12 protein-coding genes are annotated in these 13,868 nt (G+C 69.0%); 8 read left to right on the top strand and 4 right to left on the bottom strand.

Translation table 11 applies throughout. From position 1 onward, the window contains the following. Window positions 1–601 precede the first annotated feature (601 nt). Window positions 602–1,843, top strand: coding sequence for a low temperature requirement protein A (locus ABIA33_RS24260; RefSeq protein WP_370084517.1), 1,242 nt, complete (start codon window positions 602–604; stop codon window positions 1,841–1,843). Between the two features lie 915 nt (window positions 1,844–2,758). Here ABIA33_RS24260 and ABIA33_RS24265 read toward each other — a convergent pair. The 4 genes from ABIA33_RS24265 to ABIA33_RS24280 all read right to left on the bottom strand — a co-directional run bounded on the left by ABIA33_RS24265 (window position 2,759) and on the right by ABIA33_RS24280 (window position 6,847). Further along, entirely contained in the window at window positions 2,759–3,373 is a 615-nt protein-coding gene (locus ABIA33_RS24265; protein WP_370084518.1) for a hydrolase, read from the bottom strand. Window positions 3,374–3,479: 106 nt separating this feature from the next. After that, entirely contained in the window at window positions 3,480–5,060 is a 1,581-nt protein-coding gene (locus tag ABIA33_RS24270) for an MFS transporter (protein WP_370084519.1), read from the bottom strand. Window positions 5,061–5,257: 197 nt separating this feature from the next. Beyond that, the gene (locus tag ABIA33_RS24275; RefSeq protein ID WP_370084520.1) at window positions 5,258–5,539 is read right to left on the bottom strand and encodes a hypothetical protein; all 282 of its coding nucleotides are present in this window, start codon (window positions 5,537–5,539) and stop codon (window positions 5,258–5,260) included. Between the two features lie 495 nt (window positions 5,540–6,034). Then, window positions 6,035–6,847 (bottom strand): IclR family transcriptional regulator, encoded by an 813-nt coding sequence (locus ABIA33_RS24280; protein ID WP_370084522.1) that lies wholly within the window; start codon window positions 6,845–6,847, stop codon window positions 6,035–6,037. A 220-nt stretch (window positions 6,848–7,067) separates the two neighbouring features. Here ABIA33_RS24280 and ABIA33_RS24285 point away from each other — a divergent pair, with 220 nt between their 5' ends. From ABIA33_RS24285 to ABIA33_RS24315, 7 genes are all read left to right on the top strand, one after another. Next, a complete protein-coding gene (locus ABIA33_RS24285) occupies window positions 7,068–7,760 on the top strand; it encodes an ABC transporter permease (RefSeq protein ID WP_370084523.1) in 693 nt (230 codons plus the stop codon). After that, a complete protein-coding gene (locus tag ABIA33_RS24290) occupies window positions 7,750–8,790 on the top strand; it encodes an ABC transporter ATP-binding protein (protein WP_370084524.1) in 1,041 nt (346 codons plus the stop codon). The genes ABIA33_RS24285 and ABIA33_RS24290 overlap by 11 nt, the downstream gene beginning before the upstream one ends. Continuing rightward, on the top strand, window positions 8,787–9,557 hold the full coding sequence (locus ABIA33_RS24295) for an ABC transporter permease (protein WP_370084525.1): 771 nt from the start codon (window positions 8,787–8,789) through the stop codon (window positions 9,555–9,557). Before ABIA33_RS24290 ends, ABIA33_RS24295 begins: the two co-directional genes overlap by 4 nt. Window positions 9,558–9,669: 112 nt before the next feature. Then, the gene (locus ABIA33_RS24300; RefSeq protein ID WP_370084526.1) at window positions 9,670–10,668 is read left to right on the top strand and encodes a glycine betaine ABC transporter substrate-binding protein; all 999 of its coding nucleotides are present in this window, start codon (window positions 9,670–9,672) and stop codon (window positions 10,666–10,668) included. Further along, a complete protein-coding gene (fae, locus tag ABIA33_RS24305; RefSeq protein ID WP_370084528.1) occupies window positions 10,665–11,225 on the top strand; it encodes a formaldehyde-activating enzyme in 561 nt (186 codons plus the stop codon). Before ABIA33_RS24300 ends, fae begins: the two co-directional genes overlap by 4 nt. Beyond that, entirely contained in the window at window positions 11,222–12,331 is a 1,110-nt protein-coding gene (locus ABIA33_RS24310) for a mandelate racemase/muconate lactonizing enzyme family protein (protein WP_370084529.1), read from the top strand. The genes fae and ABIA33_RS24310 overlap by 4 nt, the downstream gene beginning before the upstream one ends. A gap of 49 nt (window positions 12,332–12,380) precedes the next feature. Next, window positions 12,381–13,868 (top strand): aldehyde dehydrogenase, encoded by a 1,488-nt coding sequence (locus tag ABIA33_RS24315; protein WP_370084530.1) that lies wholly within the window; start codon window positions 12,381–12,383, stop codon window positions 13,866–13,868.

Below are 13,868 nucleotides of genomic sequence, written 5' to 3' on the forward strand. Positions count from 1 at the left end.
AGCGGCGACACGGGGGACGACGTGACCCGTTGCGGCCTGGAACTCCTCCAGCTCCAGCGGGCCGCGACTGGCTTGATCAGGTCCAGTCGCGGTGAGTTCGAGGCGGCGGGCGGCGAACGTCAGGGGTAACTGTCGAACAGCTACAACCCGCCACCCGCAGAGCGCAGTACCAGGACAGACACCCCCGCAGTCGCCGCGGACCCTGACCCGGCCGCCGTGCGCCCGGGCTAAGGGTGCCTTCTCAGCCTGGCGTCAGGGCTGCCGCGCCCAGACGATCCTTTCCTGGAGGTGTAGCGGGTGTCTAGCGTTCGGCTGGCTGGGCCATGATGAACAGGCTGTGGCCGCTCGGGTCGTCCGCCGCGGCCCGGCGGACATCGGCGAGGCGTCATTCGCTCGAAGACCGCGCAGATCAGCTCGCTTGTACGGGCATCCCCGTAGCACATGTGATGATCAACGAGGCAGGCGCGGAGGACCGATCATCGGAGTGGGTATTCCGGGCCCTTGAGGCGGTGGAACGTCGACTTGCCGGCGGGCTGCTTCGCATCCGGGACCGGTGGTGAGCTCCGGCGTCGGCCCCGGGGGAGGCGGGTAGTCTGGGCCGATGGCAGACGTCTCGTGGCGGCACCCGGCGGTGACCGCCGAGTCCCACCAGGTGACCTCCTTCGAGATCTTCTTCGACTTGGTCTTCGTGTTCGCGATCACGCGGGTGGTCTCGTTCATGGCGCGGTCACTGACGGCCCTCACCCTGGCCCGGGGATTGATCCTGCTGTTGCTGCTGTGGTGGTCCTGGACGGCCTACGTCTGGCTGGGCAACCGGGTGCGGACCGACCGTGGTCTGGTCCGGGCTGGGATGCTGGTGGTGATGGCGGCGCTTTTCGTCGCCGGGCTGGTGATGCCGGACGCGTGGAGCCGCCACACCGGGACGGTGGACGCGCCGCTGATCCTGGCCTTGGCCTTCACCGTCGTGCGGCTGGTCTACTTCGGCCTGTACCTGCTGTCCGCCGCCGACGACCGCAGGCTGCGCGTCCAGCTGCTGGCCGACGCGATCCCGCAGACCTTCTCGCAGATCGCGCTCATCGCCGGAGCTGTACTCGCGGGGGGTTGGCAGACGGCCTTGTGGGCCGCCGCGTTCGTCATCGACTTCGGCGGGGGCAGGATCGCCTCCGGCGTTGGCGGGTGGAAGGTCCGCAGCCCGGGTCACTTCGCCGAACGCCACCGCATGGTCCTGATCATCGTGTTGGGCGAATCCCTGATCTCCGCCGGAACGGGGGCCGGCGATTCGGTGTCCAGGAAGATGGTGCTCGTCGCCGCAGCACTCGGATTCGTGGCCGTCGTCTGCCTGTGGCTGCTCTACTTCGAGAACGTCGCCGGCGCCGCGGAGAACGCACTGGAGCAGGCACCACCCAGCCGCCGCGCCCAGATCGCCCGCGACGCCTACACGATGGTCCACTTCCTGCTGATCGCCGGCGTCCTCTACCTGGCACTGGGTGCCCGCGAGGTGCTGTCGGCTGTGAGCGACAGCAGCGCTTCGAATGGCGGCGCGCCTCTGAGCTGGCCCGCGGCAACCGTCCTGTACGCAGGGGCCGCCGGGTATCTGCTGGGTCGAGCGGCCTTCGCCAGGTCGACCGTCCGAACGGTGCCGCCCGCGCAACTGGGCGCCGCCGCAGCCCTGCTCCTCCTGATCCCCGTGGCCCGACACCTGTCCGCACTCGCGGCACTCGCCGTGGTCAGCGTGACACTCATCGCGTTGACCGCATTCGAGGCTCGGACGGCGACCCACGAGCCGGACGAGGTCCAGGAGCACGCCGACACACCCGACCCGACAGACGAAGAGCCTGCGTGAAAGACCTCCGACCCGAATATGGTCCAGGGCCTCGATCCACGTCCTCGTGGACCACTGTGACCGCCACAGGGCCGGCCCTTGCGCCGCGCCCCGAGCCGGACAGGCCCTGGCGGGCCAACGATTCGCACGGCGAGCTGCGGGCGAAGTAGCCGCTGTCGCCCCGGAACAGCATCGTTCCCCTCGACGTCGGGAAGTACCCGCGCCTGACCTCGACCCGGCTGGACAGTGTCGCTGCTGGTCGCAGCCGCGCAGGGGCACGCGTCTCCCTAATTGAAGGGGTCTGATGGCCCGTCATCCGATTAGCCGTTCGTGACCCCAGCTGCCCGCAGGGCCCTCGGTTGGTGTGGTGACGGTGGGCGGCACCGACGCCGGCTCTGTCTTAAGAGGTCCAGGCCCCAGGAGTGTTGTACGGCTCGGACGATGCCGACCACTGCCACCACACCCGACCGGAGCCCGCTCGTCTGGCTTCAGGCATCTGGTGCCCGGCAGCGCTCAAGCGTGGATCCGGAAGCGAGACCTACCGCCTGCGCCGAAGGCTTCAGGGTCCGGTAGCGGTAAGCAGTGCCCTCGCCTCACCGCCCATGAGGCGGCGTTGGCCCGGAAGGCGCCGGAGGGAAGGTGGGCCAGGGCGGAGCCCTTGCCGTCCGCGATGACCTGACGACCAGCTCGCCCTCGCCGTGCTCCTGCTAGCCGTGACTCACTGCCCACCTGTGGCGATTCCGAGGGTGGTCGCGTCCGGGGCGCCGGGCTGTGGCATGGCCGATCGCGGTCGTCGGTGCCGCGGCCCCCAGCGGCTATTCCTGCGGCTCCATGGGCCCGCGGACAGGTGACTGCGCGGCTGCTGCCGTGACGGCTCACAGGTCGTTGAACCGCTCCGGGTTCGTTCGAGACTCGTCGAGACCGCCCAGGCGTCAATCACGCGGGCGGTTCGCCGTGTTCGAAGAGGATTGACGTGAAGTCGTCTCGGGTGGCTGCGCGGTTCCAGTCGCGCTGCAGTTCGCAGATCAGCTGCACCCAGCTGATCTGATGCCCACCGGCCTGGGTGATGCGGTCCAGCGCGGCCTCGTGTGCCTCCACGGAGGTGCCGCCGACCGCGTCCACGATCGGATACACCTCGTAGCCCTCTCGCATCGCGTCCAGGGCTGGGAAGGTCAGGCAGGCCTCGGTCCATAGCGCGGTCATGATCAGCTTGGTTCGCCCGGTGGCCTTGACCGCCTTCACGAAGTCGCCGTCCTCCCAGGCGTTGATGCTCGTGCGGTCGATCTGCTCGACATCCCCGATCGCCTTCTGCAACGGCTCAATGGTGGGGGCGTTGCGCCCCGTGGTCACGTTCACCGTCGAGACCACCATGGGAAGTTGGTACGCGACGGCGGTCCGGGCGACGCGGACGATGTTGCGCACCAGATGGTCTTGGTCCATGGACGTGACCGACTTCACCTGTACCGGCTGGTAGTCGATGATCACCAAGGCCGAGTTCGTGGGCGTCAGAAGCGCATCGACCTTGGGGTCCCGGATCGGAAGACTGACCATTTCGCGCTCCATTCGCCCCCCGAGGGCCAAGGTTTCCGACGCTACCTCTGCCCCCGACGCGCGGCAACAGCAGGCGTGCATCCTCGAAACCGGCCGCACGAGACGCTCAGTATTCTTGGGCCTCGTCGACGCTGGAGGAGCGGCTGGTGGGAGGGAGGAGGTGGCGGACCTGTGGCGGGTCCTGGGCGAGGGAGCGCACGTCCTGTAGAAGTTGCTGGTCGAAGCCGGTGGTGCGGGCAGAGTGCTGCAGCAGGTGCTCGGACCAGGAGGCGACCTGGAAGACCTCGGTGAAGCGCTCAGGTGCTGCGCTGTCGCAGTACAGGTCCCACCGCGCGGCGCCGGTTCGCCTGCGGGACTGTTCGACCGGGCGCATCGCGGCAATGAAGGCATCGACCTCTTCGGCGGCGATGGTGTACTCCACGAGGACGAGCACTGGTGTGTCGTCCGGAACCGCGTCGAGCATCAGCGCAGGCTCCGGCCATGTGGACACAATCGAACGGTCGAGCGGGGCTGCGGTGTGGATGACCGGCCACCAAAGCAGTGTGGCGGTGGCTGCCACCAGCAGTGCAGCAGCGGCCAGCAGTGCCTGGGTGAGCCCGACCGCGCTGGCCATCGCGCCCCAGGCCAGCGAACCGATGCCCTGTCCCCCCATGAAGACGACGAGGTAGACGGCGAGCCCGCGGGCCCGGACCCACCCGGGCAGTCGGAGCTGCAATTCGGTGTTGAAGGTCGACAGGTTGACCAGCCAGGCCGCCCCAGTGGGCAGGAGAGCGACCGTCAGGGCAGGCAAGCTGTGCAGGGTCGCGCTGGCGACGGTGCCGCCGGCGAACACGACGCCCCCCAAGGCGAGCAGGACGTTCTCGGACACGGCGGCCCGTAGCCGCTTGATCGACAGGGCGCCGACGATGGCACCGACGCCCAAAGCCCCGAGGAGCAGGCCGTAGCCTCCTGAGCCCAGGTGCAGGTTGCTGCCGGCGGTCACGGGCAGCAGCGCCCATAGTGCTGAGGCGGGAACCACGAACAGCGCGCAACGGACCAGGATCCGCCGCACGCCGGGTGCGTGGCGCACGTATCGAACCCCGGCGTGGAGTGCAGGTACAGGCGCTTCACTGCCCCGGAGTTTGTCTGCGGGCCGGTGCCAGGCATAGACGGCCAGCGCGACGACGACGAAGCTGGCGGCGTTCACCGTGAAGACGACCGCTGGGCCGGTGAGTGCCACGAGCAGCCCGGCCAGCGCGGGGCCGACCGCTCGGGCGACGTTGACGTTGAGGCTGTTGAGGGAGGCTGCCTGGGGGATCAGCTCGCGAGGGACCAGCTCCGGTTGGATCGCCTGCCAGGCCGGGTTCGTCATGGCCTGACCGCATCCCATGAGGAAGGTGACGATCAGTAGGACCGTGGGTGTGGCGAGCCCCGCCTGCGTCAGTCCGGCGAGTGTCGCGGCGAGCACGCCCATGATCGTCGACAGTGCCAGCAGGATGTGCCGGCGATCGAGCAGGTCCGCGAGCACGCCGGCCGGCAAGGAGACGAACAGCACTGGCAGCAGGCTGGCCGCCTGCACCGCCGATGTGAGAAGGGCCGCGTGGGGCTGGTGTACGAGCATCCACTGGGCGCCCACCGTCTGCATCCAGGTGCCGATGTTCGAGACCATTTGCGCCAGCCACAACAGGCGGAAGGTCGGCACCTCCATCGGTGCCCAAGACGAACGCCCGTGCTGCTGATTCCCCATGGGTTCCCTTTCAGCCACGTCCCGCTCCGGTCGATTCTCCGTCCGATCCAGGCCAGGCGCCGCCCCGACGCGCTGGCGGGCCGGCGGGCCGGCCAGACCGGGCCGAGGCCTGTGGGTGCCGACAATCCTGTCACCTGCGCTGAGCTGCGGCTTCAGGGTCACGATGTGATCACTTGGAGGGTGTGTGCGAGCCCGGCACCGCACGCTTGGGGGTCGTGACGATTCGTCTCGCCTACCGGTTCGGCTGGTTCCTGCTCAGCTGGCTGCGTCTGCTGGCGTGCTCCTCCGTGGCCAAGGACGTCGAGATCCTGGTGCTCCGTCAGCAGCTGGCGATCCTGCAGCGCAGCGGCAGCCCCAAGCCGGTCTTCAGCCGCGGGGACCGTGCGGTGATCGCTGCCTTCTTCCCACTCCTGAGCAAGCGTCACCGCGAAGGTGTGCACCCCAGGACCTCGTCTTCGTCACCAACGGATCCGCGACCGCCGGCTCCAGCCTGGGCACGACACCGCCGCGCCCCGGCCGGACACTTCCCCGGCCTCGGGCGCGTGGGAGCTGAGGCACCGCCTGGCCGAGGGACGCGACGACTTCTGCCACGGCGATCCCGGAGAACATTGCCGGACTCAGACCGCCAGCGGTGAACTTGGTGTCGCGATCGCGGATGAGGTCCGTCGACAGGTGGTGGAGCGGATTGGTGAGCAGGAACCGGTCGCCGGGCGCAATGTCGGCTTATGCGTCTGGTGCTGGTGCTGCAGCGCAGCAGATCATGATGCCGCGCCAGAACCCTCCCCGTGGGCCTGCGTGCAGCCCGTGATGACTGATCAGTGCCCCGACCGGCACGGATGATTTGTCGGCGCCCGCACGGACAGGGTGGCTGGCAGTCGTGGGCGAGGCCGCGGCACGCACTCCCACCCGGGTACCGAGAACCGCTGGGCGCGCCCTCAGGTCAGCCTGTGGGTGCGGTGGTCGCGATGGCGCGGTTCCCAACCGAGGCGGGCCGAGATCCGGTTGGCCGCGGCCATGGTCGTCCGGCCGGCCTCTTCCAGTCGGCTGCCCAGGCGCTCCTTCGGAGCGGAGATGTTGATCGCCGCGATGATCCGGCCTCGGAAGTCCCGGATAGGAGCGGACGCGCCGACCAGTCCCGGCTCGAACTCCTCGTCCACCAAGGCGAAGCCGGCCCGCCTCGCGATTTCCACCTGGGCGTGGAGATCGGCGATCGAGTGCACGCCGCCCGGTTGCTCGGGGTCGGCGGCCCAGCCCTCGGTGAAGCGGACGGCGAGTTCGTCCGGGGTGGCGTTCATCAGCAGTACCCGGCCCGCCGAGGTGCAGTGGACTGGCACTCCTCTGCCCTCCCAGCCGTAGGCACGGAAGGCATGTCCGGGGGAGATGCTCAGAAGCGTCAGCACGGCCTGTCCCCGCAGCTCGCACAGATGGGACGTCTCGCCGATATCGTGGCTCAGTTCGTGCATCACCGGTTCGGCCACCCGCAGCAGCCGGTCCTCCGTGCTGCGCGCGACGAGGGAGAACAGTCGCCAGCCGATCCGGTACTCCAAGGTGTCGGGGTCCCGCTCGACGATTCCTTCGGCCTCGAGGCTCTTGAGTGCCCGCGACACCTGGCTCTTTTCTCGCCCGGTGAGCTCGGCCAGGCGTACCACCCCGAGCCCGCCCCGCCGCCCGGCGTCGTCCGCGACGAGTGCCTCCAAGAGCTCCACGTCCCGACGCAGGCCGTACCCCTTCGCGGCTGGCTGCGTCATGGCCCCACCCTCGGTCGATCCGGCAACTCCCTCGCCGAAGAATGCATCCGATGCGCTGCGTGGCGCAAGAGTTGTGCTCAGCGCAAGCCAGGTTTCGATTTGCGCCTCCCCCATTGCGTTGGCTGCCACTGCTGTCTACGTTCCTGGCCAAGCCCGAAACACGGACGTAACGGGATGCGGCGCCGTTGCCCGCAGCGGCCTCGTTGGAGGAGGAGGAAGAGTGACACTCTGGGAGTTCCTGCAGAGTCGGCAAGACATCCTGATCGCCCAGGCACAGGAGCACGCCGGAGTCGTCCTGGTCTCGATGGGGATCGCGACGGTCATCGGAGTCCTCACCGGGGCGCTGACCTATCGCAAGCCCCGGCTCAGTTCGCTGGCGATCTCGCTCTCGGCGGCGGCGCTGACGATCCCTTCGTTCGCACTGCTCGGGGTCCTCATCGGGCCCCTCGGTCTGGGCTACGCGCCCACTGTGGTGGCCCTGGTGATCTATGCGCTGCTCCCGATCATCCGAAACACGGTGGTCGGTCTGGCCGAAGTAGACCCGGCTCTCACCGAGGCGGCGCGCGGAGTGGGCATGGGCCGACTGCGTTCGCTCGCCACGGTGGAGTTCCCGATCGCTTGGCCGGTGGTGCTGGCAGGCATCCGGGTGTCCACCCAAATGATCATGGGGATCGCGGCCATCGCCGCTTACGTCGGAGGCCCAGGGCTCGGCAACCAGATCTTCGACGGGCTCTCCGACCTCGGCGGAGTCAACTCCACGAACCGTGCGCTGGTCGGCACGATCGGCGTGATCGTACTCGCGCTGCTGTTCGACCTTGCGCTGGTGCTGGTCGGATTCCTCACCGTCCCCCGCGGCGTCCGGACCGGCTGGTCCCCGCTCGCCCTCTTCCGCAGGAGCCTCCGTGTCGTCTGAGCCGATGATCAGCCTTCGCCAGGTCCGCAAGATGTACCAAGGCCAGGCGAGACCCGCAGTCGACGATTTCTCCATGGACATCGCCGCCGGCGAGATCGTGGTCCTCGTCGGTCCTTCCGGTTGCGGGAAGACCACCACCATGCGGATGGTCAACCGTATGATCGAGCCCACCTCCGGCAGCATCCGGGTCAACGGGCGCGACATCCTGTCGGCCGATCAGAACCAGCTGAGACGCAGCATCGGCTATGCCATCCAGCAGGTCGGACTGTTCCCCCACATGACGGTGGCCAAGAACGTCTCCATCGTTCCGCGCATGCTCGGCTGGGATCGCAGGCGGGTGGAACAACGGGTCGACGAACTGCTCGACCTGGTCGGACTGGGCGCCGTCGAGTACCGCGACCGCCTGCCCCGCCAGCTCTCGGGCGGCCAGCAGCAACGCGTCGGGGTCGCCCGGGCACTGGCGGCGGACCCGCCGGTGATGCTGATGGACGAACCCTTCGGAGCCACCGACCCCATCACCAGGGAGCATCTGCAGAGCGAGTTCCTGCGCCTGCAGAAGATCATCCGGAAGACCATCGTCTTCGTCACTCACGACTTCGACGAGGCGATCCGGATGGGGGACCGGATCGCCGTGCTCGGCGAGGGCTCGCTCATACGGCAGTTCGACACACCGGAGAACATCCTGGCCCACCCGGCGGACGAGGTGGTGGCGCGGTTCGTCGGCGCCGGCGCCTCGCTGAAGCGTCTGAACCTGCGGCGACTCTCCGACGTCGCCTGGGAGCCGGCCCCGGGACGGAAGCCGCCGGCCTCGCTGCCCGCCGACGCGACGCTGCACGCGGCACTGGACGCCATGGTCGCGGCAGCCTCGACCCAGGTGGGAGTGCTGGACGCGGACGGCAGGCTGCAGGGACTGGTCGGCATCGACACGCTGATGCGGGCGATCGGTGACACCGCGCCGACGGCCGACCCCCGTGCCGAGGCCGCACTGGAGGGTGCCGCCGGGTCCGTCCCGACGGAGGGTGCGGCATGAGCAGCGCTGTCATTCCCACCGCGGTCGCGGGCCCGGCACCCCGACGAGTCCGACGCGTCGGCCTGGGCCGACTGGCCACCCCCGCCGTCGTGGTCACCGCCCTGCTGGGCCTCTATCTCTGGGTGCACTCTGCCCCGCTGGACTCGATCGAACAGCGCACCCTCAACACCGGCTACATCGCCTCGGCCGTCCGCGAGCACCTCTGGCTGACCCTGGTCTCCACCGTGTTCGTCCTGGTCATCGCCTTGAGCTCCGGGATCGTGCTGACTCGCGGACCGATGCGCTGGCTGGCACCCCTGGCCACAGGAGTCGCCAACATCGGGCAGGCCACGCCTGCGATCGGCCTTCTGGTCCTGCTCTCCGTCTGGCGCGGCATCGGCTTCTCGACAGCCGTGATCGCACTGGTGGCCTACTCGGTACTGCCGGTGCTGCGCAACACCATCGTCGGCATCCGGCAGGTCGACGCCCCGATCGTCGACGCGGCACGGGGCATCGGGATGAGCCCGCTGGCCGTGCTGCTCCGCATCGAGATCCCCCTGGCCCTACCGGTCATCCTGGCCGGCGTGCGCACCGCTCTGGTGCTCAACGTCGGCGTGGGCACCCTGGCTACCTTCGTCAACGCCGGAGGCCTCGGCGACATGATCGTCAACGGGATCAAGCTCCAGCGCATGCCGGTGCTGATCACCGGTGCGGTGCTGGTCGCCTCGCTGGCTCTGCTCGTCGACTGGCTCGGCGCAGTCGTCGAGGACCTGAACCGCCCACGCTAGGCCCGGTGCCAGAAGACCGGCCGCCGCCCGCGCCGGTTCGCCGTTCTCGTCCGCGACGTCACTGACTCACCTTCCGTCCGTCAGCCACTTTCCCTTCCTCTGGGGGTACCCCATGTCCGCACACCGCCACCACTACCTCAGACCCGCAGCCCTTCTGACCGCGCTGTCCTCGCTGGCGCTGGCCGGCTGCAGCACTCATGTGACCACCGACAGCAACAGCGGTGCGAAGGCTGTCGTGGGAGCCGGGTCGATCAAGGTCGACGATTCCCTCAAGGGCCAGACCCTCGTCGTCAGCTCCAAGGACTTCAGCGAGAGCATCGTCCTCGGCGAGATCACCAAGTTTGCCCTGGAGGCCGCAGGCGCCAAGGTGACCGACAAGACCAACATCAAGGGCAGCGCCAACACCCGTGCCGCGCTGGTGTCCAAGAACGTGGACATGTACTGGGAGTACACCGGCACCGGCTGGATCGGCTACCTCAAGCACACCGACCCGATCAAGGGCGCGGCGGCCCAGTTCCAGGCCGTCTCCCAGGAGGACCTCAGCAAGAACGGCATCCAGTGGCTGGCACCCGCGCCCGCCAACAACACCTACGCGCTGGCAGTCCGAGCGGACAAGGCGCAGCAGTGGGGCATCAGGTCCCTCTCCGACCTGGCCGCATTCGCCAAGACCCACCCGGCCGACGCCACCGTCTGCCTGGAGAGCGAGTTCTCCACCCGCAATGACGGCTGGCCCGGGGTGGCCAAGGCCTACGGGATCGACATCCCCAAGAGCAACATCAAGCTGGTGGACACCGGCGTGGTCTACACAGAGACCGCCAAGGGCACCACCTGCACGTTCGGTGAGGTGTTCGCCACCGACGGCCGGATCGCGAACCTCAAGCTGACGACGCTGGACGACGACAAGCAGTTCTTCCCTGTCTACAACCCGGCTCTGACGCTGCGTGCCGAAACTGCGCAGAAGTACCCGGCCATCGCACAGATCATCGCCCCCATCGCGGCCAAGCTGGACAACGCCACGCTGCGCGAGCTGAACGCAGATGTCGACGTCAAGGGCGAGACCCCCGACCAGGTGGCGCAGACCTGGCTCAAGCAGCAGGGATTCATCGGATGACCGACACGTCAGGCACCTACGGCGCGAGCGTCCTGATCGGCGAGTCCTTCACGGGCAGCGGCCCCAACGCCGCCCACCTCAACACCGTGCTGGGCCGCAGGGGTTCGGCGGCGGAGGCGGCCTGGGCCACAGCGCTGGCCACCCCCAGGGCCGGGTACGCGCCCTTCGTGGCGGTGCTGCAGCCAAGCCTGCCGGTCAAGCCGCTGACTCTCTTCGTCAACAAGGCGGACATCCGCGGGGACACCCACGCGACGATGACCTGGGGCGCGGCCCAGGCAGGCGTGGCCGGCGGGGTCGCCGACGCGGTCGCGGAGGGGATCATCCCCAAAGACGCCGCCGACGACCTGCTGCTGATCGCGGCCGTATGGGTGGACTGGGCCGCCTACGATGCCGACGAGGTGTACCGGAACAACCGCGCGGCCACCAGGAACGCGCTCGCCGCCGGTGCTGCCGGGGAGCCGACGGTGGACGCCGTGCTGGCCGCCCGCGCCGAGGTGCGCAACCCCTTCTACACGCCGTCGGTCGAGGCCGCACCGAACGCCGGAGCGGCTCTGTGAAGATCACCGCCATCCGGCTGGAACGCCTCAGCCTGCATCTCGACCCGCCCTTCCACGCGGCCTGGGACCCGCTTCCGCGTACCCGCGCCGCTGCGACGATCGTGCGCGTGGAGACCGACGAGGGGATCACCGGGATCGGCTCCGGCGACACCATGGACGGTTTCGACGCCTACCAGGACCTCTTCGTCGGCCGCGACCCGCTGGACATCGTGCGCCACGTGCGGGTCATCGAGACCATGAACTTCCACTCCGGCCGGTACTGGCCGTTGGAGGTCGCCCTGTGGGACATCATCGGGCAGGTCACCGGGCAACCGGTGGCCACACTCTTCGGGAACGTGCACTCCAGGCTGCGCGCCTACGCCTCCTGCGGGGAGCTGAAACCCCCTGCGGCGCGGGCGGAGTCGGCCTTGGCGCTGCGGGAGCAGGGCTTCCAGGCGATGAAGATCCGCATCGACCGCAACCGCCTGGAGGAGGGACTCGCGACAGTGGCCGCCACCCGCGAGGCGGTCGGCTCGGACTTCGAGATCATGGTCGACCTCAACCAGGCATGGCGGATGTCCGGGGACGTGGAGCCCGCGCTGGACCTCGGCTCGGTGCGGCGCACCGTGGAGCGACTGCGCGAGCTCGGGGTCTACTGGGTCGAGGAGCCGCTGCCCTACGCTGACGCCGCCGGGCTCAGGGCACTGCGGGCGGAGACCGGGGTGAGGATCGCCGGCGGGGAGATGCTGGACTCCTTCGGCGCGCTTGTGGACTACCTCGAACACGACGTCTTGGACATCTACCAGATGGACGTGGTTCTGGCGGTGGGGATGCTGCGCTCGCGAACCCTGGCCGAGCTCGCCCAGTTCAAGCACCGGTTCTTCACCCCGCACAGCTGGACCAACGGCATCGGCGTGCTGGCGAATCTGCACGTCAGCGCCGGCGTGGGCGGGGGACCGTACTTCGAGTTCCCGCACGACCCGCCGGGTTGGACCCCGGAACGCCGGGACTTCATGCTCGCCGAGCCGCTGCAGATCAGCTCCGACGGATTCGTCGAGGTACCGGCCCGGCCCGGCATCGGTGCCGTCCTGGACGAGGAGGCGATCGCCCGCTGGCGCATCGGCTGACGGTCCATCACATTCATCTCTGCAGGAAGGCGGCAGTGCAGTGCACGACATGCTCGAGACCGACTGGCGAGGCCGGGCGGCCACGCTCCGCCCGGAGACCGGGCTCTTCATCGACGGGCGGTTCAGCGACGCGCTGGACGGCAGGACATTCGACACCACGACCCCACGGGACGGCTCAGTCCTGGCTCGGGTCGCCGCAGGGGCGGCTGCGGACGTGGACCGTGCCGTCCGCTCGGCCCGCGCCGCGTTCGAGGACGGCCGCTGGCGCGACCAGTCGCCCCGGGAGCGCAAGCGCGTCCTGTTGCGTTTCGCGGATCTGGTCCTCGCGCACCAGGAGGAGTTGGCGCTGCTGGAGAGCATGGACGTCGGAAAGCCCATCGGGGAGTCCCTGCGGGTCGATGTACCCGGTGCAGCCAACTGCCTGCAGTGGTACGCCGAGGCCATCGACAAGCGCTACGACCAGATCGCCCCCACCGGCCGGGACGCCCTGGCGCTGGTGACCCGGGAACCGCTGGGCGTCATCGGCGCGGTGGTGCCGTGGAACTACCCGCTGATCATCACCTGCTGGAAGATCGCCCCGGCGCTAGCCGCAGGAAACAGCGTGGTCCTCAAACCCGCCGAGCAGTCGCCGCTGTCCGCCCTGCTGCTGGCTCGCCTGGGCAGCGAGGCGGGCCTGCCGGACGGCGTGCTCAACGTCGTCACCGGCTACGGGGAGACGGCGGGGGCGGCGCTGGGGCTGCACCCCGAGGTCGACAAGATCACCTTCACCGGTTCCACCGAGGTCGGCAGGCACTTCCTGCGCTACGCGGCCGACTCCAACGCCAAGGCCGTCTCGGTCGAGGCGGGCGGCAAGTCCCCGCAGCTGGTTCTCGCCGACGTCGGCGACCTGGAGGCCTGCGCCTCTGCGGTGGCCTGGGGCATCTTCTACAACGCCGGGCAGACCTGCAACGCCGGATCACGCCTTCTGGTCGACGCCGCGGTCAAGGACGACCTGCTGGCCGCCGTCATCAAGGCCGCAGCGGACTTCACCGTCGGGGACCCACTCGACCAGACCACCGTGATGGGCCCGATCGTCGACCAGACCCAACTCGACCGGGTGCTCTCCTACCTGGACATCGCCAGGGAGGAAGGCGCCGAGGTGGCCTTCGGCGGCGGCCGTCCGCACCCGGACAGCGGCGGCAGCTACCTCCAGCCGACCGTCCTCGACGCGGTACGCAACGACATGCGGGTCGCTCGTGAGGAGATTTTCGGGCCGGTTTTGTCCACCATCACCTTCCAGGGCGAGGAGGAGGGCCTGAGGCTGGCCAACGACAGCCCCTACGGGCTTGCCGCCTCGGTGTGGACCCGCGACCTGGCGACCGCGCACCGCGTGGCCGGGCGGTTGCGGGCCGGCACGGTGTGGGTCAACACCTTCGACGCCAGCGACGTGACGACCCCCTTCGGCGGATTCAAGGACTCCGGCCACGGCCGCGACCGGTCCCTACACGCCCTGGACGGCTACACCGCCCTCAAGACCACCTGGATCAACCTCGCCTGA

The sequence above is a fragment of the Streptacidiphilus sp. MAP12-16 genome, assembly GCF_041262165.1.
Lineage (GTDB): Bacteria > Actinomycetota > Actinomycetes > Streptomycetales > Streptomycetaceae > Streptacidiphilus.